The 24,165-nt window shown below is 61.3% G+C and carries 25 protein-coding genes; 19 read left to right on the top strand and 6 right to left on the bottom strand.

The annotated features are described in order from the left end of the window. The first annotated feature begins 2 nt into the window (after window positions 1-2). The 5 genes from AC1DUB_RS01775 to AC1DUB_RS01755 all read left to right on the top strand — a co-directional run bounded on the left by AC1DUB_RS01775 (window position 3) and on the right by AC1DUB_RS01755 (window position 4,164). The gene (locus AC1DUB_RS01775; RefSeq protein ID WP_477728034.1) at window positions 3-1,304 is read left to right on the top strand and encodes a TraB/TrbI/VirB10 family type IV secretion system protein; all 1,302 of its coding nucleotides are present in this window, start codon (window positions 3-5) and stop codon (window positions 1,302-1,304) included. Further along, entirely contained in the window at window positions 1,301-1,615 is a 315-nt protein-coding gene (locus AC1DUB_RS01770; RefSeq protein WP_477728033.1) for a DUF2274 domain-containing protein, read from the top strand. The genes AC1DUB_RS01775 and AC1DUB_RS01770 overlap by 4 nt, the downstream gene beginning before the upstream one ends. A 673-nt stretch (window positions 1,616-2,288) precedes the next feature. Then, the gene (gene cysM, locus AC1DUB_RS01765; RefSeq protein WP_477728032.1) at window positions 2,289-3,191 is read left to right on the top strand and encodes a cysteine synthase CysM; all 903 of its coding nucleotides are present in this window, start codon (window positions 2,289-2,291) and stop codon (window positions 3,189-3,191) included. A gap of 89 nt (window positions 3,192-3,280) precedes the next feature. After that, window positions 3,281-3,814, top strand: coding sequence for an NUDIX domain-containing protein (locus AC1DUB_RS01760; protein WP_477728031.1), 534 nt, complete (start codon window positions 3,281-3,283; stop codon window positions 3,812-3,814). A 122-nt stretch (window positions 3,815-3,936) separates the two neighbouring features. Continuing rightward, the gene (locus AC1DUB_RS01755; protein ID WP_477720455.1) at window positions 3,937-4,164 is read left to right on the top strand and encodes a sulfurtransferase TusA family protein; all 228 of its coding nucleotides are present in this window, start codon (window positions 3,937-3,939) and stop codon (window positions 4,162-4,164) included. A gap of 42 nt (window positions 4,165-4,206) precedes the next feature. Here AC1DUB_RS01755 and galU read toward each other — a convergent pair whose 3' ends face one another. Next, window positions 4,207-5,106 carry a UTP--glucose-1-phosphate uridylyltransferase GalU gene (gene galU / locus AC1DUB_RS01750; RefSeq protein ID WP_477728030.1) on the bottom strand — a complete coding sequence of 300 codons (900 nt, stop codon included), beginning with the start codon at window positions 5,104-5,106 and terminating at the stop codon, window positions 4,207-4,209. A gap of 143 nt (window positions 5,107-5,249) precedes the next feature. Here galU and AC1DUB_RS01745 point away from each other — a divergent pair, with 143 nt between their 5' ends. Further along, a complete protein-coding gene (locus AC1DUB_RS01745) occupies window positions 5,250-6,236 on the top strand; it encodes an NAD(P)-dependent oxidoreductase (protein ID WP_477728029.1) in 987 nt (328 codons plus the stop codon). 73 nt (window positions 6,237-6,309) lie between these two features. Here AC1DUB_RS01745 and AC1DUB_RS01740 read toward each other — a convergent pair whose 3' ends face one another. The 4 genes from AC1DUB_RS01740 to AC1DUB_RS01725 all read right to left on the bottom strand — a co-directional run bounded on the left by AC1DUB_RS01740 (window position 6,310) and on the right by AC1DUB_RS01725 (window position 12,453). Beyond that, entirely contained in the window at window positions 6,310-9,210 is a 2,901-nt protein-coding gene (locus AC1DUB_RS01740; protein ID WP_477728028.1) for a valine--tRNA ligase, read from the bottom strand. Between the two features lie 150 nt (window positions 9,211-9,360). Further along, entirely contained in the window at window positions 9,361-10,425 is a 1,065-nt protein-coding gene (locus tag AC1DUB_RS01735; RefSeq protein WP_477728027.1) for a S1C family serine protease, read from the bottom strand. A 52-nt stretch (window positions 10,426-10,477) separates the two neighbouring features. Next, window positions 10,478-10,699 carry a DUF2783 domain-containing protein gene (locus AC1DUB_RS01730; RefSeq protein WP_477720450.1) on the bottom strand — a complete coding sequence of 74 codons (222 nt, stop codon included), beginning with the start codon at window positions 10,697-10,699 and terminating at the stop codon, window positions 10,478-10,480. Continuing rightward, window positions 10,696-12,453 (bottom strand): FAD-dependent monooxygenase, encoded by a 1,758-nt coding sequence (locus tag AC1DUB_RS01725; RefSeq protein WP_477728026.1) that lies wholly within the window; start codon window positions 12,451-12,453, stop codon window positions 10,696-10,698. Before AC1DUB_RS01725 ends, AC1DUB_RS01730 begins: the two co-directional genes overlap by 4 nt. A 415-nt stretch (window positions 12,454-12,868) precedes the next feature. Between AC1DUB_RS01725 and AC1DUB_RS01720 the strand changes: the two genes are divergently transcribed. The 13 genes from AC1DUB_RS01720 to AC1DUB_RS01660 all read left to right on the top strand — a co-directional run bounded on the left by AC1DUB_RS01720 (window position 12,869) and on the right by AC1DUB_RS01660 (window position 23,604). Beyond that, window positions 12,869-13,291 carry a rubrerythrin family protein gene (locus AC1DUB_RS01720; RefSeq protein ID WP_011484607.1) on the top strand — a complete coding sequence of 141 codons (423 nt, stop codon included), beginning with the start codon at window positions 12,869-12,871 and terminating at the stop codon, window positions 13,289-13,291. A gap of 219 nt (window positions 13,292-13,510) precedes the next feature. Next, window positions 13,511-14,860: a heterodisulfide reductase-related iron-sulfur binding cluster gene (locus tag AC1DUB_RS01715; RefSeq protein ID WP_477728025.1), complete on the top strand. Its 1,350-nt coding sequence runs from the start codon at window positions 13,511-13,513 to the stop codon at window positions 14,858-14,860. A 24-nt stretch (window positions 14,861-14,884) separates the two neighbouring features. Further along, a complete protein-coding gene (locus AC1DUB_RS01710) occupies window positions 14,885-15,475 on the top strand; it encodes a DUF3501 family protein (protein WP_477728024.1) in 591 nt (196 codons plus the stop codon). A 112-nt stretch (window positions 15,476-15,587) separates the two neighbouring features. Further along, window positions 15,588-16,364 (top strand): peroxide stress protein YaaA, encoded by a 777-nt coding sequence (yaaA, locus tag AC1DUB_RS01705; protein WP_477728023.1) that lies wholly within the window; start codon window positions 15,588-15,590, stop codon window positions 16,362-16,364. Window positions 16,365-16,386: 22 nt separating this feature from the next. Beyond that, a complete protein-coding gene (locus AC1DUB_RS01700; protein WP_477728022.1) occupies window positions 16,387-17,220 on the top strand; it encodes a 2OG-Fe(II) oxygenase in 834 nt (277 codons plus the stop codon). A gap of 247 nt (window positions 17,221-17,467) precedes the next feature. Beyond that, window positions 17,468-18,361, top strand: a complete 894-nt coding sequence (locus AC1DUB_RS01695) for an alpha/beta fold hydrolase (RefSeq protein WP_477728021.1) — start codon at window positions 17,468-17,470, stop codon at window positions 18,359-18,361. A 143-nt stretch (window positions 18,362-18,504) separates the two neighbouring features. Continuing rightward, window positions 18,505-19,350 (top strand): NADPH-dependent 7-cyano-7-deazaguanine reductase QueF, encoded by an 846-nt coding sequence (gene queF, locus AC1DUB_RS01690; protein WP_477728020.1) that lies wholly within the window; start codon window positions 18,505-18,507, stop codon window positions 19,348-19,350. A 320-nt stretch (window positions 19,351-19,670) separates the two neighbouring features. After that, window positions 19,671-20,342, top strand: a complete 672-nt coding sequence (locus tag AC1DUB_RS01685) for a hypothetical protein (RefSeq protein WP_477728019.1) — start codon at window positions 19,671-19,673, stop codon at window positions 20,340-20,342. A 33-nt stretch (window positions 20,343-20,375) separates the two neighbouring features. Beyond that, the gene (locus AC1DUB_RS01680) at window positions 20,376-21,170 is read left to right on the top strand and encodes a TraB/GumN family protein (RefSeq protein ID WP_477728018.1); all 795 of its coding nucleotides are present in this window, start codon (window positions 20,376-20,378) and stop codon (window positions 21,168-21,170) included. A gap of 390 nt (window positions 21,171-21,560) precedes the next feature. Then, window positions 21,561-21,938 (top strand): RidA family protein, encoded by a 378-nt coding sequence (locus AC1DUB_RS01675; protein ID WP_477728017.1) that lies wholly within the window; start codon window positions 21,561-21,563, stop codon window positions 21,936-21,938. A 148-nt stretch (window positions 21,939-22,086) separates the two neighbouring features. Then, window positions 22,087-22,392 (top strand): panthothenate synthetase, encoded by a 306-nt coding sequence (locus AC1DUB_RS01670; protein WP_477728088.1) that lies wholly within the window; start codon window positions 22,087-22,089, stop codon window positions 22,390-22,392. Between the two features lie 210 nt (window positions 22,393-22,602). Next, a complete protein-coding gene (locus AC1DUB_RS01665; RefSeq protein ID WP_477728016.1) occupies window positions 22,603-23,064 on the top strand; it encodes a DUF1810 domain-containing protein in 462 nt (153 codons plus the stop codon). Between the two features lie 117 nt (window positions 23,065-23,181). Further along, window positions 23,182-23,604: a DUF2784 domain-containing protein gene (locus tag AC1DUB_RS01660; protein ID WP_477728015.1), complete on the top strand. Its 423-nt coding sequence runs from the start codon at window positions 23,182-23,184 to the stop codon at window positions 23,602-23,604. A gap of 98 nt (window positions 23,605-23,702) precedes the next feature. On the opposite strand, the gene AC1DUB_RS01655 is transcribed toward AC1DUB_RS01660, so the two are convergent. After that, window positions 23,703-24,002 (bottom strand): hypothetical protein, encoded by a 300-nt coding sequence (locus AC1DUB_RS01655; RefSeq protein WP_477728014.1) that lies wholly within the window; start codon window positions 24,000-24,002, stop codon window positions 23,703-23,705. Window positions 24,003-24,165 lie beyond the last annotated feature (163 nt).

Here is a 24,165-nt window from a genome sequence, read left to right as displayed (position 1 = left end):
GCATGAGTACACCCGCCACACCGCAGGCTGACACGCCGGTGCCCCCTAAGGTCGATCCGGACACCATGACTTTGCGTGCTCCACCGCGTCCGGTGGTGCGGCTGAATAGGCGCATGCTGGCGCTTGGTGCGGGCACGCTGGCCGCCGCCGTGCTCGGCGGCACCCTGTGGTCGCTGCAGACTCACAAGCGCGAGCGCAACCCGGCGATCGAGTTGTACAACGTGGATAGGGTCTCGCAGGCCGAGAGTCTGGATCAGTTGCCCAAGGATTACTCGAAGATACCGGTCCCGGTCAAACCTGCAATACCTGTGTTGGGCGAACCGCTGCCGGGTGATTTGGGGCCAGCTATCGTCAGTGCCGAGCGCCAGCGCCAGGCGAATGTGTCGGCGGCGTACAACGATCCAGCGCATGCAGATCGTCTGACACGGTTGCGTGATGCGGAGGAAGCGGCACGCTCTACGGTGTTTTTTAGGAGCAGTGGCAATGATGCGAAGCCGGCAATGGCTGCGGCCACGGCTTCGGCTGGCAGTCCATCCGCACCGGTGTCGGGCAACCAGCCGTTCAATCCGATGGGGCCGACGACTGCCACTGCGCTGGTGGCCGACCCGACCGCTGCGCAGAACCGGCAGGAACAAAAGGCAGCCTTTGTTGCGAATGCGGGTGACACGGCTACGCGCAATCTGGCCAGCCTGCAGATGCCTGTCTCGCCTTACCAAGTGATGGCGGGCACCGTCATTCCGGCCGCGCTGGTGACYGGCATCAATTCCGACTTGCCGGGGCAGGTGATTGCCAATGTGACGGAAGCGGTCTACGACACGGCCACGGGGCGTTATCTGCTGATTCCGCAGGGCTCACGGCTGATCGGGCGCTATGACAGCCAGGTGTCCTTTGGTCAGCGGCGGGTTTTGCTGGTGTGGACGCGGCTGATCCTGCCGGACACGTCGTCGATTTCCCTGGACCGCCTGCCTGGCATCGATCCGGCGGGTTATGCCGGGCTGGAGGATGGTGCTGATTGGCATTGGGACCGGATTCTTGCGGGTGCGGCGTTGTCAACGCTGCTGGGCGTGGGGGCCGAACTGGCGGCGCCGGATCGCAGCGCGAGTGATGGCAAGGTGATCGTCGCAGTGCGCCAGGGTGCGCAGGATACGGTGAACCAGGTTGGTCAAGAGATCACCAAACGGAACATGAGTGTTCAGCCGACGCTGACGATTCGGCCGGGGTTTCCGATGCGGGTGATCGTGAGCAAGGCCTTGATTTTGCGACCGTATCAGCCGCTGTTCTTTATTAGGGGGTCTTCCCAATGAGCAAGAATGTCGGCAAGCTGCGGTTGGGTCCTCTGCCGAGGCACGAGACGGTGAAGTTGACTATTGTGCTGACGACGACATTGAAGGCTGATCTGGAGCGCTATGCGGCGTTGCATGCGCAGGCCTACGGCGAGCCGGTCGATGTCGTAACGTTGATTCCGCATATGCTGGAATCGTTCATGATGCGGGATCGGGGATTCAAGAAGCAGCATGCCGCCGGGCCAGACGCCTTGACTCGAAGGCTAGCTGCCAACGGCTTAACCGGCGCAATCGGAGCTGATGCGCTGCCTGAAGGAGGTACAAAAAAATAGGCCCTTCCATCGCTGGAAGGGCCCTGTGGTGGTGCCCGGGGCCGGAATCGAACCGGCACGCCTTGCGGCGGGGGATTTTCTTACCACTTCGGCTTTCGCCGCCCCTCAATACGAGAGTTCGTGGTCTGGAGCACGCCTTCACCATAGTCTTTCGACTTTAGGTGCCCGCCGTCTGCTCTCTACACCTTCCCTCAACCTTTCGGTACGAGGGCTTGGCTCGGTATTAGCTCGGACTTGCGTCCAGGGCCTTCGCCGAGTTTGACGGGCTTCACCTCAAGAATTTCTTCAAGAGGGCTCAAATTTGGTCTGAGTCCCCTGCGTCTACCAATTTCACCACCCGGGCTTTGAATCCTCTGGACTGGGCCAGAATTTTCTGTTCAACCTTGGTTGATCTTCCATCTCGCCGCAGGCTCAATATGTCAGATCAACATTTCAATTCTACTTGTTGCCTCTTGGCTTTTCGCCGTGGCTCCTATTTGGCTCCTAGGTCTCAACAAGCCCTTTGGGGCTCTATTCGACCAGTCGCCATAAACCGTTATCCCGCCTGGTGTTGCGTGGTGTTCACGGAGTTCAAAAAAAGGTACACAAACCTCTTTTTGAGTCCCCTGCGTCTACCAATTTCACCACCCGGGCGGAAAGAAGCGAAGACCGAAATTATGGCACAGTGTGGCGTATGAACTATCCAACCATTGAAGACGCGATCGGCAAAACGCCGTTGGTCGCGTTGCAGCGCATCGCATTCGCTGAAAACACCGAACGCAACAACGTCATCCTCGGCAAACTCGAAGGCAACAATCCGGCCGGCTCCGTCAAGGACAGGCCCGCCCTTTCCATGATCAAGCGCGCCGAGGAGCGCGGCGACATCAAGCCCGGCGACACCCTCATTGAGGCCACCTCGGGCAACACCGGCATCGCGCTGGCCATGGCGGCGGCCATCAAGGGCTACCGCATGGTGCTGATCATGCCGGAGGACCTGAGCATTGAGCGCGCCCAGACAATGAAGGCGTTTGGCGCCGAGCTGGTGCTCACGCCCAAAAGCGGCGGCATGGAACACGCCCGGGATCTGGCCGAGCAGATGCAAAACGAGGGCAAAGGCCGGGTGCTGGACCAGTTTGCCAACCAGGACAATCCGCGCATCCATTACGAGACCACCGGCCCCGAAATATGGACAGATACGTCAGGCAAGGTGACACATTTTGTCAGTGCGATGGGTACAACCGGCACGATCACCGGGGTTTCGCGCTACCTGAAGGAGAAAAATCCGGCCATACGCGTCATCGGTGCGCAACCCAGCGAAGGCTCGCGGATTCCCGGCATCCGCAAATGGCCGCAAGAATACCTGCCCAAAATTTATGACCCCAGCCATGTGGACGAGCTGGTGCTGGTCAGCCAGAGCGATGCGGAAGACATGTGCCGCCGGCTGGCGCGCGAAGAGGGTATTTTTGCCGGTATCTCGTCGGCTGGCGCCTGCTGGGTGGCGCAGGAAATCGCCAAAACCGTCCGCAACGCGGTGATCGTGTTCGTCGTGTGCGACCGCGGCGACCGCTACCTGTCTACTGGCGTCTTTCCCGCCTGATTGACCGTGAATACTGTTTCAGGCCCATATTTTGTTGGGATAGTTTGCTATGAAAAATATAGCAAATTGTTGTTCGTGGGGCATCAGCCATGACCCACGAATTCCGCTTTTGCCCCCAATGTGCGACGCCGCTGGCCATGGTGGTGCAAATGGAAGACAGTGGGGAGAAGGCGCGCCTGCGCTGCCCGGCCTGCAATTACACCCACTGGAACAATCCCACGCCCGTGCTGGCGGCGGTGGTCGAATACCAGGGGCAGATTTTGCTGGCGCGCAATGCGGCCTGGTCCGGAAAGATGTACGCACTGATCACCGGCTTCATGGAGGCAGGTGAAACCCCGCAGGAAGGCATCAGGCGCGAGATCAAGGAAGAAACCAACCTGGACACCACCGCGCTGGACCTGATCGGGGTGTACGATTTTCAGCGCATGAACCAAGTCATCATCGCCTACCATGCCGTCTGCAACGGCGAGGTCAGGCTGTCGCCGGAGTTGGTGGATTACCGGCTGTACGATTTTGACAAACTCAAGTGCTGGCCTGCGGGTACCGGCTATGCGTTGGCTGACTGGCTGCGCACGCGTGGCTATGAGCCCGAGTTTCTGGCGTGGGACAAAAGGTCGGAATAAAAGGCCGGACAAACAGCGAAACAGCGTAGCAGCGAAATAGCGGTGGGTTGGTGCTGGCACCGGAGGCGGCGGCTGTGCAGCGCCCTGTTAGTGCTTAAAATAACAGCAACCCAAGGATAAGCATGCATATCGACAAAGAACTCGACACCCGCGGCCTGAATTGCCCGCTGCCCATCCTGAAAGCCAAGAAGGCGCTGACCGAAATGCTCAGCGGACAGTTGCTGCGCGTGGTCTCTACCGACTCCGGCTCAACCCGCGACTTCCAGGCCTTTGCCAAGCAGACCGGCAATGAACTGGTGGAGCAGCAGGTCGTCGGCAGCGACTTCATTCATGTGCTGAAGCGGCGCTGAAGTTCACCACCGTCTGCCCGGGTTTCCCCCGCGGTCCGGCCTTCAGTCGAGCTTGAGCCCGCTGAGGTATTGGCGAAAGTGTTGCCCGACTTCCGGGTGTTGCAGCGCCAACTCAACGGTGGCCTCCAGGAACCCTTCCTTGCTGCCGCAGTCGTAACGCTTGCCCTGGTATTGCAGGGCATAAACGGTTTCCTCGGCCAGCAGGCTTGAGATGCCATCGGTCAGCTGGATTTCGCCCCCTACACCGCTCGCCTGGCGGCGTATATGCTCAAAAATGGCGGGTGTGAGAATGTAGCGACCGGCAACGCCCATGCGGGATGGAGCCACCTCCGGCGCCGGTTTTTCCACGATTTTTTCCACCTTCATGAGCCTCGGATTGGCTCCCGGGCTGGCAGCTTGCGCCACCACGATGCCGTAGCGGCGCGTATGCGCCAGGGGCACTTCCTGCACCGCCAGCACCGACTGGTGAAGCTCCTGGTATTGCGCGGCCATCTGGGCCAGCACCGGCAGGCCGCCCGGTGGACCCACCATCAGGTCATCCGCCAGCAGCACCGCAAAAGGCTCGTCGCCCACCAGGTGTTCGGCGCACAGCACCGCATGACCGAGGCCGAGCGAACGGGGCTGCCGGACATAGGCAAAATTCATGTCGTCGGGCTGAACCGAACGCACCAAGGCCAGCAATTCCTGCTTTTGTGCGACCTCCAGTTCGTTTTCGAGTTCGTAGGCGGTGTCGAAGTGATCTTCGATGGCCCGTTTATTGCGTCCTGTCACAAAAATCATGTGACGAATGCCCGCCGCATAGGCTTCTTCTACCGCGTACTGGATGAGTGGTTTGTCCACGACGGGCAGCATTTCCTTGGGCTGGGCTTTGGTGGCGGGGAGAAAGCGGGTACCGAGCCCGGCAACGGGGAAAACGGCTTTGTTCAAGGTGAATTTTGGCATCGACTTTGGTCTGTGAAAAAACTTAAGTGTTGCGGCTCCGGTGAGGCACACGAAGTCGGACGACATCCCGAGTCGGCGTGCGCGAACCGCGCTATGAACAGGATGAGCCGGATTGGCAGGAAAAGGACAAAAAGGACAACTGGGTGGACATCTTACTTCTTGATGCATTGGTGCCGGAGGCTGTGACCTGGCTTCAAACCAGGCACAGCGTGGAATACCGTCCCGAACTGGCTGACGATCTCATCGCCCTGCGCAAGGTGGCTTATAAAACCAGGGGCATTGTCTTTCCCCGGCAAACCGTCGTCACCCGGGGGTTTCTGGATTTTCTGCCCAAGCTCAAGGCTGTGGGCCGCCTCCACATTGGCACGGACAACATCGACATCGACGCCTGCAAGGAGCGGGACATCAAGGTCGTACACGCCAGCAGCGCCAATGTACGCTCCAACGCCGAGTATTTGCTGAGCAGCCTGCTGCTGCTTTGCCGCCGTGGTTTGGTATCGGCCCTGATGGGCCACAAGCACCCCAGCGCCCAGATAGGGCGTGAGCTTCACGGCAGCACCGTCGGCATTTTGGGCCTGGCGCCCGCCGCGCATACGCTGGCCGGCATGCTGAGCGGCCTCGGGGTTCGCCTGATCGGCTATGACCCGGCGGTGCACCACACTGCGCCCGTCTGGGAGCGTCTGGGCATTCAGCCGGTCTCCCTGCAAGAACTGGTGAGCCAGGCCGATGCGGTGTCGGTGCAGATGGTCTATGCCACGCGGTACAGGGGCTTCGTCAATGCCAAATTGCTGGCCGCCTGCAGGCGTGACCAGCTGTGGGTGGGCATCAGCCGCAGCGATTTGTTTGAGGAAGCGGCGCTGGCTGCAGCGCTGGGCGATGGCCGCATCGAGGCCTGCATTCTCGATGGTGTCGAACCCGGTTTTGCGGGAGACACCTCGCCGCTCAAAGGCCTGAAGAACCTGTTTGCCACCCCGCGCCTGGGGTCGTACACGCGGGAGGCGCGCTTGCGGGCGAGCTGGTATGTGGCGCACCGCATGCATGAAGCCATCGGGGCGCCACAGAGTGGGCTGGATTCGCTGCCCGCCGCAGCCTCACCGTCGCAGTGGCCCGAACCGGACCTCTCGGTGTAGGCGGTTGGCCCGCCCCGGCGCCGGCACCGCGGCTCCGGCCTGCCTATGCGCTACCTAGGCGCTACCTAGGCGCTTATGCCAGGCGCGCCAGCTGGTCCCTGATTTTCGCCAGCGTCGCCGTGAAATCGGTCAGGCGTTTGCGCTCCTGCTCCAGCACGGCAGGGGGCACTTTGGTGACAAAGGCCTCGTTGCCGAGCTTGGCGTTGACCTTGACCAGCTCGCCCTCCAGGCGGGTCGCTTCCTTGCCCAGTCGCGCTTTTTCGGCGGCCACATCCACTTCCATGTGCAGGCAGACGTGTGCTTCGCCGACGACCGCGACAGGCGCTGCCTGGGCGGCGGCGGCCCAGCCGGCCTCGTCCTCAAACACCTTCACTTCGCTGAGCTTGGCCAATGACTTGAGCACGGGCGCCACGCTGTTCATGAAGGCGGTGTCGCCCAGCACAAACAGCGGCAGGCGCGTGGCCGGCGAGACATTCATTTCGCCGCGCAGGTTGCGGCAGGCATCGACCAGCGTCTTGAGCTTGGTCACATGCGCTTCGGCTTGCGGGTCGATTTTTTCGGGCTGGCTTTGCGGGTAGGCGGCCTGGCCGATATAGGGGCCTTTTTTGAGCCCCGCCACCGGCGCCACTTTTTGCCACAGCTCTTCGGTGATGAAGGGAATCAGCGGATGCGCCAGGCGCAGCACGCCTTCCAGTGTGCGGATCAGCGTGCGGCGCGTGGCGCGCTTTTGCGCATCCGTGCCGGTCTGGATCTGCACCTTGGCAATTTCCAGGTACCAGTCGCAGAACTCGTCCCAGACAAACTGGTAAATGCTGCCGGCCACGTTGTCGAGGCGGTAATCGGCAAAGCCTTTGGCCACGTCAGCTTCCACGCGCTGCATGGTCGATGAAATCCAGCGGTCGGCCTGCGAGAAGCTCAGGTAGTTTTCAAACTCGCCACCGGGTGCGCATTGCGCCTTGGTGTGCTCGGCCAGGCCGCAGTCCTGGCCTTCGCAGTTCATCAGCACAAAGCGCGTGGCGTTCCAGAGCTTGTTGCAGAAGTTTCGGTAGCCCTCGCAGCGCTTGCTGTCAAAGTTGATGCTGCGGCCCAGGCTGGCCAGCGAGGCGAAGGTGAAGCGCAGCGCGTCGGCGCCATAGCCTGGAATGCCGGCGGGAAATTCTTTTTCGGTGTTCTTGCGCACCTGGGGGGCGGTCTCCGGCTTGCGCAGGCCCTGCGAGCGCTTGTCTAGCAGCGGCGCCAGTTCAATGCCGTCAATCAGGTCGACCGGATCCAGCACATTGCCTTCGGACTTGCTCATCTTCTTGCCGTGGGAGTCCTTCACCAGACCGTGGATGTAAACATGGTGGAAGGGCACCTGGCCGGTGAAATGCGTGGTCATCATGATCATCCGGGCGACCCAGAAAAAGATGATGTCGTAGCCGGTGACCAGCACGCTGGATGGCAGGAACAGGTCCAGTTCTTTGGTTTTCTCGGGCCATCCCATGGACGAGAAGGGCACCAGCGCCGAGGAATACCAGGTATCGAGCACGTCTTCGTCGCGCGTGAGCTTCTTGCCGGGTGCCTGCTGCTGCGCTTCGGCCTCGTCGCGCGCCACGTAGACCTTGCCCTCTTCGTCATACCAGGCCGGGATCTGGTGGCCCCACCAGAGCTGGCGCGAAATGCACCAGTCCTGGATGTTGCCCATCCACTGGTTGTAGGTATTGACCCATTGTTCGGGCACAAACTTCACGGCACCGCTCTCGACGGCGTCGATGGCTTTTTGCGCGATGGATTTGCCGGTCGGGTCCTGGTCGCTGACCTTGGTCATGGCGACAAACCACTGGTCGGTCAGCATGGGTTCGATCACCTGGCCGGTGCGGGCGCAGCGCGGCACCATGAGCTTGTGCTTCTTCACTTCCACCAGCAGGCCCTGCTCCTCGAGGTCGGCCACCACCGACTTGCGGGCATCGAAGCGGTCCAGGCCGCGGTATTTTTCAGGCGCGTTGTCGTTGATGGCGGCGTCCAGCGTCAGCACGCCGATGATGGGCAACTGGTGGCGCTGGCCCACGGCATAGTCGTTGGTGTCGTGCGCGGGCGTGACCTTGACCACGCCGGTGCCGAATTCCTTGTCCACATAGTCGTCCGCAATCACCGGAATCTCGCGGTCGCACAGCGGCAGCTTCACGCGCTGACCGATCAGGTGTTTGTAGCGTTCATCGTCGGGGTGGACCATCACGGCCACGTCGCCCAGCATGGTTTCGGGGCGGGTGGTGGCAACCGTCAGGGAGCCGGAACCATCGGCCAGCGGATAACGGATGTGCCAGAGGAAGCCGTCTTCCTCCTCGCTCTCCACTTCCAGGTCGGACACGGCGGACTTGAGGATCGGGTCCCAGTTGACCAGGCGCTTGCCGCGGTAGATCAGGCCCTGCTCATACAGCCGCACAAAGGTCTCGGTGACCACCGTGGACATCTTGGGGTCCATGGTGAAGTACTCGTGCTTCCACGACACCGAGTCGCCCATGCGGCGCATCTGGCGTGTGATGGTCGAGCCGGATTCCTCTTTCCACTCCCAGACCTTGGCGACAAAGTTCTTGCGGCCCAGGTCGTGGCGGCTTTTACCTTCACCCTGCAGCTGCCGTTCCACGACGATTTGCGTGGCAATGCCGGCGTGGTCGGTGCCGGGCACCCACAGCGTGTTGTGGCCGCGCATGCGGTGGTAGCGCGTGAGCGAGTCCATGATGGTCTGGTTGAATGCATGGCCCATGTGCAGCGTGCCGGTCACATTGGGCGGCGGCAGCTGGATGGAAAACGACGGTTTGGCCGCATCCAGCGTGGGCTCGTATTGCCCGCTCTGCTCCCACAGCGGGCCCCAGCGGCTTTCAATGGCCGCCGGTTCAAAGGACTTGGCCAGGCTGTCCAGCCCGGGCGTGGAAACAGGCGCCTTGGCGGTGTCGGGAGCGGGGCTGGCGGGCGTGGGGATGGCGGCGTTGGTCATGGGGCAATGGAAAAGCGGCATCCGGGATGCCGCTTGGTGTTGGAGGTAACTGCCCCGATTTTATTCGACTGGCCAGTCGGTGCCCGTGTGGTCCCCATCTGCGCCATCGGCGGGCTTGGCGTCCCCACGTTGAGCCCTCGCTTTGCACCCTCAGATACCCGGGGGTTTCTTCAGCGTCAGCATCCGGTCTTCGGGGTTGATGACAATGGTCTTGACTTCATCGCCCTGGCGCACGGTGAGCGTGACCGGCTCGTCGGGCGCCGCCCGTGCCCACAGTTTCTTGTAAAAGCCCTCCAGCGTCGTGACTTCGGTGCCGTCCACGGCCAGTACCACCACGCCTGGCTGCAGGCCGGCATTCTCCGCCGGACTGTCCGCGCTGACGCGCATGATTTGCACGCGCCCCTCGTGGTCATTCGATGTCAAGCCCAGCCACGGCCGGTGGCTTTGACGGCTGCTGCCCGACTGCTGCATTTCAGCGAGGATGGGCTTGAGCAGATCGATGGGTACGAACATGTTGCCGGGCAGGCGGCGGTTTTCGCCGCTGGCGTCCATCACCAGCAGGGAGCCTATGCCGACCAGCTCGCCCTTCTGGTTGAACAGCGGCGCACCGCTGTGGTTGCCCTGGCCTGCGGTGACCGGCGGGCTGGTGAACAGCGCGGTGTCGATGTGGTACTCCCAGTTGCCCGAAAAAGCGCGCTTGCTGACCAGCTGCGTCATGCTCACGTCACCTTCTTCGCCGTCGACGGTCGCCCCGGTCGCGGCCATCAGTGCTTCACCGGGCGTTACATCCTGCGAATTTCCCAGCGTCACGGGTGCCACGCCGCGCAAGGGCAGCAAGGGCCTGACCAGGCCAAAACCTGTGGCGATGTCGTAGGCCACAGCGGTGGCCGGCAAGCTCTTGTTGTCCTGCGTGACGACCTCGATTCGCTGCGCTTCGAGCATCAGGTAGCCGATCGTCAGGACCAGGCCATCGGCTCCGATCACCACGCCCGAGCCGGTGCGCTCCCGTCCCAGTGTTTGTATCGACCGGGCATCCGGAACGGCGGTCACCTGGATGCCGACAACCGCTGCGTTGGCCTTGCTCAGGGCATCGATCACAGCCTGAACCGTGGGCGGCGGCAGTGGGCTCGCAGCGAATGACGCAGTGAGCGCTCCCGGGGCCAGCGCTAAAGCAAGGGACAAGGCAAGAAGCGGCCGGACAAGTGAAGTACCCATGATGGACTCCCGGGACACGCCGTGACAGGCATATACAGAGAATGCGCCCGATTCAAATCCCGTGCAAGTGCGGGGCCATGGCGGGCCGGGTCGCTGCCTCGCCCGCAGCCGCGATGCAGGCTTGCAGCAGCGCCGTGTTGCCAATCTGGTTGGCCATGAGCAGGATCAGGCGGGCATTGAGCAGCTCGGACTGCTCCCGGCTCAGGCCCTGGTGGGCGTCGAGCAGGGATTCGTAAAAAGCATCGGCATCCTGGAAGTTGACGTTGGTTTTCATGCGGTTTCTCCGTGCAGGCTCCAGTGGGTGCCAAGCGCCATGGCAATGGCATGCACCAGCGAAGTGTCAATGCTTTCGCCGGTCGCGGCCACGTAGCTGTCGGGCCGCAGCAGCGCCCAGGCATGGCCAAAGACATGGCAGCTGGCCTGCAGATGACCCTCCTGGTCAATCACGTGCTCCACCGCGCTGGCCCGGCTGTCGGGGGGGATCACCTGCACGCAGCGTACGTCGGTTTGCACGGCCAGTTCCTGGAGCCGCCGAGCGGCAGCGACGGGCAGGTCGCCAAACACCAGCAGCAGCAGGCGGCTGCCGGCCCAGTTGAGCAGATCGATCAGCTCGCCCCGGGTCCCGTTGGGCCAGGTGAGGGCGCAGTTTTGCGTGGCCAGTCCACCTGTCTTGCCGCAAACGCTGGAGTGGGTGTAGGTGTTGGGGGTAGACATGCGGCCGGTATTGACCAGTTGCCGGGCAAACGCATGCTGCCTGGCCAGGCTCAGGACGGCATTGCGAAACAGGCGTTCCGCGCCATCGGTGGGACGCAAAAAGCGTGTGGTGCGGTTGGTGACCCGCATGTTGAACTGTGCGGCCTCACGCCGCTCGTCGCTGTAGCTGTCCAGCAGCTGCGGCGCGGCGCGGTCCTCCACCACGGCGGCCAGCTTCCAGGCCAGGTTGTCGGCGTCCTGCACCCCCGAGTTGCCGCCGCGCGCACCAAAGGGGCTGACCACATGGGCGGCATCGCCGGCAAAAAATACCCGGCCGTGGCGCAGCATGTCCAGGCATTCGCTGCGGTAGGCGTAAGGGCCCACCCAGACGATTTCACATTCCTCCGGACTCAGCTCGCGCTTGAACTGGGCGTTCAGCCGGGCCCGCACGACGTCTTCGCGGCTCATCGATTGCAGGTCGGCATCGGGCGGCATCTGGTAGTCGATGCGCCAGACGCCGTCGGCCATCAGGTGCTGCCAGACGGCACGCCCCTCGTTGAACGGCGCCTCAATCCAGGTGTGGCGCTCCGCGGGCGGCGGGTTGCTGAAACGCACGTCGGCAATGCACCAGCGGTCGTCGCCCTTTTTGGCGGTGGCCGTGGCCTGGCACCAGTTGCGAAACGGGCTGTGGGAGCCGGTGCAGTCAATGACATGGTCGGCCTGCAGCGAATAGGCCCCGGCGGGGGTGTCTATGGAAAGCGTCGCAAATTCGGCATTCTGCTCAAACCCGGTAACCCGTTGGCGCCATCGGAGCTCCACGCCCGGTTGGGCCTGGGCCAGCTGGTAGATCCGCTCGACCAGAAAACCTTCCACATAAAACTGCTGGATGTTGATGAAGGGCGGTTCCTTGCTCAGGGAGTGGGTTTGCTGCTGGCGCAGGTCGAAGCTGTAGACCTCGTCCTCGCCGGCAAAGGTGCGTCCCACGCTCCACTGCACGCCCTTGGCGGCAATGCGCCCGTAAATGCCCAGGCGCTTGAAGATTTCGAGTGTCTTTTGCGCGTAACAAATGCCGCGTGACGAAGCCCCTTTGACGCCCACCGTGTTGTCTTCGTCGAGCAGCACCGCCGGCACACCGTAATGCGCCAGCAGGCAGGCCAGCGTCAGGCCGGTGATGCCGCCGCCCACGATGACAATCGGGTGGCGTTTGATCTCGCCCGAGGTGAGTTCGGGTGGCGCGATAAACGGGTATTCGGGCAGATGGTAGCCGGTGCCCTGCGTGAATTCATAACCGTTGGTGAAGGCGGTTTCGGCGTAGTCCGGATGTTCTTCTTGCATGGGTGGTGTCCCTCCTGCCTGCATTTCTGCATGTACTTGCACGATTTTCTACTGCAACTCCTGGCCGCCCTTATGGYCGCGCCATCGCCCTGGCGGCAACTTCGGGCCGGTCATTGCGAGTAAATGCTCTTGAAGATATGGTGATCCGTCACGCCGATCACGTCAATGCTATTAGCTTGCAGCCGCGAATACCCGCCAACGGCGACTCCGGGCCGTCGCCTCAGCTCCATCCTGCTAATAGTCGTAAAATTGTCTGTGATTATCAGTGTGTCACTATTGATAGTTATTGGCTATTTCAATCATTGATTGCGGCAACTGGACGCGTCACGCCAACAGCGCTAAGGTGGAATCGTCTTCGGCTGGCTTTGCCCGAGGCTTCAAGCAAGGTATTCATCAACCCACGAAGGAGATTTCCATGGCTGCTCTTAAAGGCTCCAGGACGGAAGAGAACCTGAAAGCCGCGTTTGCCGGCGAATCACAGGCCAACCGCCGCTATCTGTATTTCGCAAACAAGGCCGACGTTGAAGGCCAGAACGATGTGTCAGCACTGTTCCGCTCGACTGCAGAAGGTGAAACCGGCCACGCCCACGGCCACCTGGAATGGCTGGAACAGTGCGGCGACCCCGCCACCGGCATGCCCTTCGGCGCCACCCGCGACAACCTCAAATCTGCCATAGCAGGCGAAACCCACGAGTACACCGACATGTACCCGGGCATGGCCAAAACCGCGCGCGACGAAGGTCACGATGAAGTGGCGGACTGGTTTGAAACCCTGGCCAAGGCCGAGCGTTCGCATGCGAACCGCTACACCAAGGCCCTGGCCGAACTGGTGGACTGACCAGGCAGGCGCGCCGGCCCTGCCGGTGCTGGAACGGCTGCAGGGCGTCGTCGTCTCGGGTAGCTCACCCGGGCGACGGCGCCCCGGGTCGTCCGTACAGTCCGTACCTGCTGCTCGCTATCCCCGGGGTAGCGAGTTTAAGAAAGAGTTCTGCCGCGAAAGCCCCAGTGCCGCAGAGCCATTTCTTAAACCTTCATCCTCAAAACGAGAGACAGCGCCATGGCTACAGAAGGCAATCTGAAAGCACCTACCCGTCATGCTATTGACTGGAAAAATCCGCAGTTCTACAACGAGGAGGCGACCTTTCATGAACTGGAGCGCATCTTCGACATCTGCCACGGTTGCCGTCGTTGTGTGAGCCTGTGCGGCACATTCCCTACCCTGTTTGACCTGGTGGATGAGAGCAAAACCGGCGAAGTCGACGGGGTGGAGAAAAAGGACTACTGGAAGGTGGTGAACCAGTGCTACATGTGCGACCTGTGCTACATGACCAAGTGCCCGTATGTGCCGCCGCACGAGTTCAACGTCGACTTTCCGCACACCATGCTGCGCGCCAAGGCCATCAAGTTCAAGAAGGGCGAGGTCGGCGCGGGTGAGAGGTTTCTGGCCTCCACCGATGTGCATGGCAAATTTGCCGGCATTCCCATCGTGGTGCAGGTGGCCAACGCGGTCAACAAGACCAAGCCCGCGCGCGCCGTGATGGAAAAGGTGCTGGGCGTCGACAAAAACGCCTGGCTGCCCGAGCTGGCCACACAAAAATTCCGTTCGGGTGCGCTGGAGTCACCGCCGCATCCGGTCAAAGACGGCGCCAAGACGCCGGGCAAGGTCGTGATTTACTCGACCTGCTACATCAACTACAACGAACCGGGCATTGGCCACGACCTGCTCAAGGTGCTGGACCACAACGAAGTGCCCTATGTGCTGGTGGAAAAGGAAAAATGCTGCGGCATGCCCAAGCTGGAGCTGGGCGACCTGGACTCGGTGAACACCAGCAAGGAAGCCAATATTCCGGTGCTGGCCAAATACGCCCGCGACGGCTTCGCGATTTTGAGCGCCGTGCCCAGCTGCACGCTGATGTTCAAGCAGGAGATCCCGCTGATGTACCCGGATGACGCCGAGGTGCAGCTGGTCAAGGAACACATGTGGGACCCCTTCGAGTACCTGATGGCGCGCAAGCGTGACGGCCTGCTGAAGACCGAGTTTCCCACGCCGCTGGGCAAGATCAGCTACCAGATTCCCTGCCACGGCCGGGTACAGAACATCGGCAAGAAAACCGAGGAAATGCTCAAGATGGTGCCCGGCACCAGCGTGCAGACGCACGAGCGCTGCTCGGGCCATGCCGGCACCTTCGGCGTCAAGGTGCCCTACCACCAGCAGGCCATGAAAATCGGCAAGCCGCTGTTCAAGGCCATGGCCAACCACAAGGATGGCGGCCTGCCCGATGTCATCAGCAGTGACTGCCCGCTGGGTGGCCACCACATTGCCCAGGGCTTTGACGTCAACAACCTGGGCGCGCCGCCGCAGAAACATCCGCTGACGCTGATACGCACGGCGTATGGCCTGAAGTAACCGCCACAAACCTGGATGCATCCCATGGAAACCACCGGAAAAATCACGCGCGAGTCTCTGATGACGCTTGAGGCATACAGCAAGTACCGCAAGGAACACAAGGCCGCCATCATGGCCCACCGCAAGCTGCGCAGCGTGCGCCTGGGCGAGTACATCAACGTGCAGTTCGAGAGCGAAACCAGCATCCGCTACCAGATCCAGGAAATGTTGCGTCTCGAAAAAATCTTTGAGGCAGAAGGCATTGAGCAGGAGATCGAGGCCTATGCGCCCCTGATGCCCGACGGCAGCAACTGGAAGGCCACCATGATGCTGGAGTACCCCGATGTCAACGAGCGCAAGCGTGAGCTGGCCCGCTTGATCGGCGTGGAAGACCGCCTGTTTGTCGAGGTGGAAGGCCACGCCCGCGTGTACGCGATTGCCGACGAAGACATGGACCGCGAAAACGACGAGAAAACCTCGGCCGTGCATTTTGTGCGTTTCGAGCTGGACGCCGCCATGTGCGCCGCCGTCAAGGCCGGTGCCAGCGTCAAGCTGGGCTGCGACCATACCAATTACCCCGCGCACACGATGATTCCGGCGGAATCGCTGGCGTCGCTCGCCAGCGACTTGCGCTGAGAAACCTGCTCCCCGTGCGGGAGGGGCCTGTCGCAGCCCCCGGTCTTTCGGGGGCGCCCGGCTGGCTGTCGTACAGTCGCAGGCTTGCTTGTCAATTTAATTTTTCCGGACCATGCTGTTTCTCATTTCGCCTGCCAAATCGCTGGACTACGACACCCCCCCGCACGTCTCCACGTACACCAAGCCGCTGTTCACGCGCCAGTCGGCTGAGCTGATTGATGTGCTCCAGACAAAAACGCCGCAGCAGATCAGCACGCTGATGAAGCTGTCGGATGCGCTGTCCGGCCTGAATTTCGCGCGCTACCAGGCGTGGTCCCCCAAATTCACGGCCAAAAACTCCAAACAGGCCGTGCTGGCCTTCAATGGCGATGTCTACGGGGGGCTGGACGCGAAGACCCTGAGCGAGCAGCAGCTCGGCTGGGCGCAGGACCATGTCTGCATCCTCAGCGGCCTTTACGGCGTGCTGCGCCCGCTCGACTGGATGCAGCCTTACCGGCTGGAGATGGGCACTGCGCTGGCCACCGGCCAGGGCAAGAATCTCTACCAGTTCTGGGGCTCGCAGATTGCCGATTACCTCAATCAGCGCGCCGCCGCCCATACCTCGCCGGTCATCGTGAACCTGGCGAGTGAAGAGTATTTCAAGGCGGTCGACCGCAAGGCGCTGAAAGCCCGCGTGGTGAGCTGTGTCTTCGAAGAGTTCAGGGCAGGCAAGTACAAAATCATCAGCTTCATGGCCAAGCGCGCCCGCGGCCTGATGGTCCGCTATGCCACCGAGCACAAATTGGTCACGGTCAAGAAGCTGGAAAGCTTTGATGCCGAAGGTTACCGCTTTGACCCCGCCGCATCGGAGGCCGACCGCCTCGTGTTCCGGCGCCGGCAGGCGGCCTGAAGCGTTAGTAGGCAGGCCTGGTGTGAAGCAGCAGCCCTCCAGCGTCCAGCCTGTCAGCCGTGAATTGCGGGCCTGGATAGCCGCGCAAACGGCGCTGGGTCATCCCCGGGCAGCCATCTTCCAGGCGATGCTGGATGCCGGCTGGCAGCATGCTACGGCCTGCCGTGCCTTGCGGCTGACGCTGGCGGAGCAAGCGGCGTTTGCCTTGCCCCCCTTGCCGGCGGGTGGGTCCGGCACGATGCTGGACGCCGGAGACCGCTGGGTTGAAGTGCTCCAGCGCCTGGAGGTGCCCGATCTGGTGGTGTTCGGCAATTTGCTCAGCGACAGCGAATGCGAGGCACTGATGGAGGCTGCGCGGCCGCGCCTGTCGCGCTCACTGACAGTGAACACCAAGACCGGCGGTGAGGAGCGCAACCGTGACCGCACCAGCCAGGGCATGTTTTTTGCGCGTGGCGAGAATCCGGTGGTGCAGCGCGTCGAAGCGCGCATTGCCAGGCTGCTGGCCTGGCCGGTGCACAAGGGCGAGGGCCTGCAGGTGCTGCGTTATCGGCAGGGCGCCCAGTACAAGCCCCACTACGATTACTTTGATCCGGCCGAGCCCGGCACGCCAGCCATACTGCAGCGGGGCGGGCAGCGCGTGGCAACCCTGATCATGTACCTGAACGAGCCGGAGCAGGGCGGCGCCACGGTATTTCCGGACATTCGCCTGCAGGTGAAGCCCCGCCGCGGCACCGCGGTTTTTTTCAGTTACCCGAATGCGAATCCCGCCAGCCTCACCAGGCACGGCGGCGAGCCCGTGAAGGCCGGAGAAAAGTGGATTGCCACCAAGTGGCTGCGTGAACGAGAATTTGTTTAACACCCCTGTTGAGGCTCACTGCGTGTAGCCTCCTCTCCCCTTGCAGGGGACGGCGCCTGTGGGCCGGCGTAGCCGGACCCACGGCCCCCGCTGGTGGAGTCGGGCTACACGCAGTGAACAGGGGTGAACGAATCCCCCGCCAGCAGGGGCCGTGGAACTGGCTCTGCCAGGCCGCAGGCGCCGCCCCCTGCAAGGGGGGAACAGGCTACACGCAGTGAGCCTGGACGGGGGTATACATAATGACCAGATGAAAATCAGAGCCAACCACATCGACATCGAAATCGAGGACACTCACCCGGACGATGCCACGGGCCGGCCTGCGGTGCTTCTCATCATGGGCCTGGGCATGCAGCTGATCGCCTGGCCGCCGGAGCTGGTGCAGGGCCTGGTGGACGCCGGCTTTCGCGTGGTGCGCTTTGACAACCGCGATACCGGGCTAAGCCAGCACTTTGACCACCTGGGCACACCCAACCTGCTATGGGAGGGGCTCAAGTACCGGATTGGCTTGCGCATCACACCGCCATACAGCGTGGAGGACATGGCGCGCGATGCGCTGGGCGTGCTCGATGCGCTGCAAATCGACAAGGCGCACATGGTCGGCGTGAGCATGGGCGGTATGATCGCGCAGCGGATTGCGCTGCTGGCCCCTGGGCGTGCGCTCAGCCTTTCTTGCATCATGAGCTCCAGCAGCGCGCGCGGCCTGCCTGAAGCCCAGCCCGCGGTGACGCGCGCGCTGCTCAGCCGCCCGGCGGGCAAGGGCATGGCGGCCGCCATTGACCACACGGTCAAACTCTTCAAGGCCATCGGCAGCCCTGGCTTTCCCATGGATGACGCGATGCTGCGCGAACGCGTGACGGCCGCGACCGAGCGCAGCTACCACCCGCGGGGCATTGCCCGCCAGATGGCGGCCGCCGTGGCCGACAGCACGCGTGCCGCAGCGCTGGCCCGCATCGCCGTGCCTGCGCTGGTGGTGCATGGCAAGGCCGATCCGCTAGTGCCGTTTGCCTGTGCCGAAGACCTCGCCCGCCGCATTCCGGGCGCGAAACTGGCCGGCATCGAGGGCATGGGCCATGATTTGCCGCCGGGCGTGGTGGACCGCCTGCTGGCGCTATTGATTCCGCACTTTCAGGCCGCAAGTTGATATGGCCTCCACGCTTGTCGCTTCGCGTGCCTTCGGCGGCACGCTGCCCCTTTCCTTACATAAAGGGGTCTTCGCTTGCCCGGCGCGGCCCTTCGCGGCGCGGTCAGCTACATTGATCAAGATGATCAGAGAATTTACGACCCATGAACACCCCTGAACATTCCCAACTCGGCAAGGCATCGGCCTATATTGACCAGTACGATGCCTCCTTGCTCTTTCCGATTCCCCGTGCGGAAAAGCGTGCCGAAATCGGCGTCACCGGAACACCGCCGTTTTTTGGCGCCGACATCTGGACCGCGTTCGAGCTGAGCTGGCTCAATGCGCGCGGCAAGCCGCAGCTGGCGCTGGCACACATCACCGTGCCCTGTGAAACGCCGAACATCGTCGAGAGCAAGTCCTTCAAGCTCTACCTGAACAGTTTCAACAACACCCGCTTTGCCGGTGCCGGCGAGGTGCAGGCACGCATCCGCGCGGACATCAGCGAAGCCGCGTGGCGCGGCGCGCCTTCGCCGTCTTCGGTGGGCGTGAAGCTGCTGCTGCCCGAACTCTTCGACCGTGAGCCGGTGCATGAACTCGATGGCCTGAGCCTGGACCGGCTCGACGTGGAGTGCACGCGCTACACCCCCGCGCCCGAGCTGCTGACCGCCAGCTTTGAGGAGCCGCCCGTGAGCGAGGTGCTGACCAGCAACCTGCTCAAGAGCAACTGCCTGGTGACGGGGCAACCCGACTGGGGCAGTGTGCAAATCAGCTACTCGGGGCCGCAAATCAACCAGGAGGGCCTGCTGCAATACCTGGTGAGCTTTCGCAACCACAACGAATTTCACGAGCAGTGCGTGGAGCGCATCTTCATGGACGTGTGGACGCGCTGCAAACCGCTGAAACTGTCGGTGTACGCCCGCTACACCCGCCGCGGCGGGCTGGACATCAACCCGTTTCGCACCAGCCATCCGCAGGCCTTGCCGGCCAATATCCGGATGGCGCGGCAGTAAGTTGTAGTTGTGTATTTGATTTGCACATGGGTTGGTCAATCTTGCAGTGCCGGGCATGGTCAGCGTGACTTCGCGCGTGTTGCGGTGCAGTAGACCAGGCCGGCCTGCGCACCGGCCTTACCCTGTGCCGCCTCCGCCATGCCGGCAAACAAAAAGCCGTATCCTGTGCAGGCAAGCTTTTTTCGGTTTGCAGGCTATAGTGAAGATGGCGAACGTGCTCGCCCCACTGGTCCAGCAGCCGGGTGGATTGAAAAACAGGGCCGGTGACTTCGCGGCTCGGCTTAATTCAGGCGTTGGGCATCACAAAGAAGGAGGCCGTCGTGAGCCTTGAAGTATTCACAGCACAGCTTGACGCTGTTTTGAATGAGTTCGCGGCCTTCGCAGCGAAGTCTCAGCATGACGACCTGAGCGATCTGCCGAAGGCTGATAGACAGGCACTCGTTACCAAATCCATAGCAGCGATACACCGAATCGCCGGTACAAATTCAAGCTATGCGAAGGAAGTGGATCGGCTGTTGAAAGCGCTGAATCACTTGCACATGCACACAACTTCAATCATGGGCGTTGCTAAGGCGCTCCGAGACGATCTCAAAGCTGGATACATCCGCTCATTGGTTGAACTTGTTCATAGCGATGTCTTTGCTGACTTCTTAGAGATGGCCCAGCACCTGTGTGAGGCGGCATACAAAGATGCTGCAGCCGTAATTGCAGGATCAACACTCGAAAGTCATTTACGTGGCCTCTGTAGCAAGGCCGGCATTACGGTCGAGATCCCGAAAGCAGACGGTAGCGTCGTGCCGAAGAAGGCCGAGGCGATGAATTCCGATCTTGCGTCATCAGAGGTCTATTCAAAGCTTGACCAAAAGAGTATTACCGCTTGGCTCGACCTTAGAAACAAGGCAGCTCACGGGAAATACGGCGAATACACCCAAGAGCAGGTATCGGTAATGGTTTCGGGTGTGCGGGATTTTATCGTTCGCAACCCAGCGTGATGCGATGCCCAACCCATTAACAGTGAACACCACATGCATTGGCAGCTTCAGAACACAAACCTCCATGTGATCGGCTCGGTCCATGTTTCGGCTCGCCAACTCACTGTCAAGCCTGCGATAGCAAAGCTCCTTGAGGATGCCGAGGTAATAGCGTTTGAAACCAACTTCGATCTTAAGCCAGACGCGCAAATGGGGCTATATCCGAGCTCAACCAGCCTGAGCAAAAATATTCCTCCAGATCTATTTGTAGATACTCAACGAATGTGGGCGAAGACAAACCGCCCTACGGCTGAGTTAGATCACCACCGCCCATGGCACGCCGCGTCCCTGCTCATGAATGCAGCACTCCACTCGCGAGGCTTTTCGCCTGCCAATGGAATTGATCAACAGGTGATTGAACTGGCCAAACGTACTCGCAAAACTCTGTTCTTTCTGGAAACTAGGGCAGCTGGAATAGAGCCTTTTCGGGGTGCGCCACATGAAGAACAATTGAGGTTCCTCTCAGACATAGTGCGAAACATAGAAGAGGGGATTCAGGACGCCACGTCCCTCGGTGAGAGCTGGGAGAACAACGATCCGAACGGATTGCACCCCATTTGGGACAAGTGCATTCGCCTTATGCCGCGCTCATACGCTGGCGCTCTTGGCGGCAGGAATCGTCAGTGGCTACCCAAACTTCTCAAACTAGCGCGCGGGCGCAAACGGGCTGTTGCTGTAGTAGGCGCGCTTCACATGATTGGCCCAGAAGGTCTACCAACAATGTTTAAGGCCGCGGGGATAAATTGCCGCCACATCACCACCGATTCACACTCAGGCAGTGGAGGGTGAACGCAATGCCGAAGGTCTGCTCATCATCACCCAGCCTAACTGTAGATTCGAGAGGGGCAATGATGCTTCGCATCGTTGCCCCTCAACCTTGGTGTTGAGGCTGTATTTTTAGTCCCGCCAGGGCATTGATCTGGCTCATCACGTACCGGTCGTCATTGAAACCGGGGACTTCTAACCCGCCATTCGAGTGGACGGCTCGCCGCTCGCTCAATTCCAACGTTGGGCGGCATAGAAGCACACAACACGCTTGCGGGCATGGAACGTGATTGCGGAGACTCAGCCAACGCGGGACAATCTTGGTCAGACGGTTGGTTCTGCCGAGCCTGTGGTGGGCGCGAATAGCCCGTTCGCACAGAATCGATGAGTCCTTCGTCGCGAAAGGTGCCGAAAATGACCATTGAATACTTCGAGGAGAGTAATGCGGGTACACGAACGCTGCCGCGCTCACTGGCGACAAAGGCCGGCGGCTTTGTGTTTGTGTCCGGCCAGGTAGCCAGAGACGAAAACGGCAACATGATCGCCGGGGGCATTGAAGCTCACACGCGCCAGACGATGAAGAATGTCGCTCACGCACTTGCATTGGCTGGTTGCACGCTCGAGGACGTGGTGAAGACCATGGTCTGGCTCGATGACGCACGCGACTTCGGTGAATTCAATCGCGTTTACAGCGAGTTCTTTCCTGAAAAGAGGCCGGCGCGCTCGACAATGCAAGGGAAAAACATGGTCGGCACCAGGATTGAGATTGAGGTCATTGCCTATAAGCCATGAGGCGGCATGTCAGAGAAAGAGGCCAATTGCCGCCCCACACATCGATCGAGCGGACAGCCAAAGGGCTGCGCCCTTCGTCGGTCGCTCATGTCGAACGCTGAGGCGTGTGCGGCACCGCCTTCAAATGCCGCAAAAGAAGGAGATCATTATGAAAATGCTACTTACGGTCGAAATCCCGCATGAGCCTTTCAACTCCCTTGTCAGAAGTGGAAAGGCGGGCGAGATCATTGGGCGCATCCTCGAAACAATCAAACCGGAGGCGGCCTACTTCACGGAGCAAGACGGAGCACGCGGCGGAATCTTCGTGATTGACGTGCAAACACCGTCGGATGTGCCCGCCTTTGCAGAGCCCTTCTTTCTCAACTTCCAGGCCAATTGCAAATTTCGCATTCTGATGAGCCCGGAGGATTTGCAAAAGGCCGGCCTGGAGGCGCTCGGCAAGAAGTGGGCGTGAGTTCCGCCAGACACCGCGCTGAAGCCAGCAGCGGCCCCGCCTTGCCGTTACCGGGTCGCGGCGGGTTCGGGCGTCCTGAAAAAAGTAGGGGTCCTTGCTTGACTTTACATCGCATAACAACCGCTTCGAGAGGGACGGGGCAGAAAGCGCCGAGCCCCTCCAGCGGTGTGTCAGGCCTCGCGAAACCCCTCATTTCGCAACGCCAGCCTCATGTCAAACGAACCACCTGACCCGTACAACCTCGACCGCTTCGTTCAGGCCCAGGCGAGTGACTACGAGCGAGCCCTCGGCGAACTCCGCGCAGGAAAGAAGCGAACGCACTGGATTTGGTACATCCTGCCGCAGCTGCAGGGTTTAGGTTCGAGCGAGATGTCGGCCTTCTATGCGATCAGGTCAGTCGCGGAGGCACGCGCATACATCGGGCATCCGTTGTTGGGCCCAAGGCTCAAGGAGTGCGTGGCAGCCCTGAACGCGCTTCCTGGTGTAAGTGCGACTCAAGTCCTGGGCGATGTTGACGCCGCCAAGTTCCGGTCCTGCCTGACGCTCTTTTCCCAGGTTGAGGGCCCGGAGTCGCTTTTCGGTCAAGCGTTGAACAGGTATTACCTGGGCGAGCCTGATCGCCAGACACTGGTCCTGCTCGCAGCGCAGCGCGGAGAACCGCGTGAGGCCTGACCCCTCCGTCGATGCGAGGCCCCAAGGCATGGGCCGGCTCCATGGCCAGGGGGATGGTCGCGCTCCGCGAGCCCACACGTCGGTCCCGCTTGACGTCGACTGTTAGGTGCCTTCGAAATGCGTGCATCGCTGCCGTATCAGCTTCTCGCGGACGCAGTGTTGGTCCTGCATTTCGCTGTGGTCCTGTTTGTTGTCGGTGGCCTGCTTTTCATCGTCGCGGGCAACTTGCTGGCTTGGCGTTGGGTCAACAGCCCGTGGTTCCGCGTCGGGCACATTGCGGCAATCGGGGTTGTTGTCGCCGAGTCGTGGCTGAGCATCATCTGCCCACTGACAGCAGCGGAAGTCTGGCTTCGAATACAGGCCGGGTCCACGTTCTACCGCGAGAGTTTCATTGAGCATTGGGTTCAGCGCCTGCTCTTCTATGAGGCGCCACCATGGGTGTTCAGTGCGGTGTACACATTGTTCGGCTTGCTTGTGGTGGCGGCCTGGTGGTACTTTCCGCCAAAGTTCAGAAAACCTGGGCGCAAAGGCGGCGCCTGACCCATCGCTCAAGCTTCCCCTCAACGGCAAGAGGCTGACCGATGGTGTTGTTTGCCCTTGGCTGCCCTCGGTTGCCCGTTGAGCGCGGTCAGGCGAAGTCAGCGCACCAGATCCAGCCATTCACACCGGATGAGCTGCCTGGCATGGGCATGTGCCCGCCAGTGCACATAAAGCCGCGGTGCGAAAACACCCAGCAGGCACAGTGGATACGCCCAGGGTGCTTCAAAGGTGTAGGCGGGCAGCCAGCCTATCCAGCCCATGACCCATACGGTCAGCACGGCCTCCCAGACCTGGCGTTCCACCGGGTGTGCGTCCTGTTGGGCCACATGCCAGTTTTTGACTCGCTGCAACTGCACCAGGGTCAGGTGGTGTGGGTGGTATCTGGAAGGGTCTGACATAAAGCCTCCGTGCAGAGACTTAACTGTAAGTTTCGTGAAAGGTTCTGTCAATGCTTCGACACCCATTTCATAGGCCGTGACGGGCTCCGGCAAGCCTTTCGTGGGCGGCAATGGGAAAGGATCAGGAGCAGGAGCAGGAGCAGGAGCAGGAGCAGGATCATGG

The sequence above is a fragment of the Polaromonas sp. P4_F9 genome (assembly GCF_056401235.1).
Note: the sequence above shows the minus strand (reverse complement) of the source record. Positions and strands in the feature narration are given on the sequence as shown.

Bases quoted from the DNA above. Each gene is read 5' to 3' on its own strand.
- AC1DUB_RS01735 (WP_477728027.1), bottom strand. From the start codon at position 10,425: ATGGGTACTTCACTTGTCCGGCCGCTTCTTGCCTTGTCCCTTGCTTTA.
- AC1DUB_RS01720 (WP_011484607.1), top strand. From the start codon at position 12,869: ATGGCTGCTCTTAAAGGCTCCAGGACGGAAGAGAACCTGAAAGCCGCG.
- AC1DUB_RS01710 (WP_477728024.1), top strand. From the start codon at position 14,885: ATGGAAACCACCGGAAAAATCACGCGCGAGTCTCTGATGACGCTTGAG.
- AC1DUB_RS01730 (WP_477720450.1), bottom strand. From the start codon at position 10,699: ATGAAAACCAACGTCAACTTCCAGGATGCCGATGCTTTTTACGAATCC.
- queF (WP_477728020.1), top strand. From the start codon at position 18,505: ATGAACACCCCTGAACATTCCCAACTCGGCAAGGCATCGGCCTATATT.
- AC1DUB_RS01660 (WP_477728015.1), top strand. From the start codon at position 23,182: ATGCGTGCATCGCTGCCGTATCAGCTTCTCGCGGACGCAGTGTTGGTC.
- AC1DUB_RS01670 (WP_477728088.1), top strand. From the start codon at position 22,087: ATGAAAATGCTACTTACGGTCGAAATCCCGCATGAGCCTTTCAACTCC.
- AC1DUB_RS01725 (WP_477728026.1), bottom strand. From the start codon at position 12,453: ATGCAAGAAGAACATCCGGACTACGCCGAAACCGCCTTCACCAACGGT.
- AC1DUB_RS01675 (WP_477728017.1), top strand. From the start codon at position 21,561: ATGACCATTGAATACTTCGAGGAGAGTAATGCGGGTACACGAACGCTG.
- AC1DUB_RS01655 (WP_477728014.1), bottom strand. From the start codon at position 24,002: ATGTCAGACCCTTCCAGATACCACCCACACCACCTGACCCTGGTGCAG.
- AC1DUB_RS01760 (WP_477728031.1), top strand. From the start codon at position 3,281: ATGACCCACGAATTCCGCTTTTGCCCCCAATGTGCGACGCCGCTGGCC.
- AC1DUB_RS01715 (WP_477728025.1), top strand. From the start codon at position 13,511: ATGGCTACAGAAGGCAATCTGAAAGCACCTACCCGTCATGCTATTGAC.
- AC1DUB_RS01740 (WP_477728028.1), bottom strand. From the start codon at position 9,210: ATGACCAACGCCGCCATCCCCACGCCCGCCAGCCCCGCTCCCGACACC.
- galU (WP_477728030.1), bottom strand. From the start codon at position 5,106: ATGCCAAAATTCACCTTGAACAAAGCCGTTTTCCCCGTTGCCGGGCTC.
- AC1DUB_RS01680 (WP_477728018.1), top strand. From the start codon at position 20,376: ATGCATTGGCAGCTTCAGAACACAAACCTCCATGTGATCGGCTCGGTC.
- AC1DUB_RS01770 (WP_477728033.1), top strand. From the start codon at position 1,301: ATGAGCAAGAATGTCGGCAAGCTGCGGTTGGGTCCTCTGCCGAGGCAC.
- AC1DUB_RS01755 (WP_477720455.1), top strand. From the start codon at position 3,937: ATGCATATCGACAAAGAACTCGACACCCGCGGCCTGAATTGCCCGCTG.
- AC1DUB_RS01695 (WP_477728021.1), top strand. From the start codon at position 17,468: ATGAAAATCAGAGCCAACCACATCGACATCGAAATCGAGGACACTCAC.
- AC1DUB_RS01665 (WP_477728016.1), top strand. From the start codon at position 22,603: ATGTCAAACGAACCACCTGACCCGTACAACCTCGACCGCTTCGTTCAG.
- cysM (WP_477728032.1), top strand. From the start codon at position 2,289: ATGAACTATCCAACCATTGAAGACGCGATCGGCAAAACGCCGTTGGTC.
- yaaA (WP_477728023.1), top strand. From the start codon at position 15,588: ATGCTGTTTCTCATTTCGCCTGCCAAATCGCTGGACTACGACACCCCC.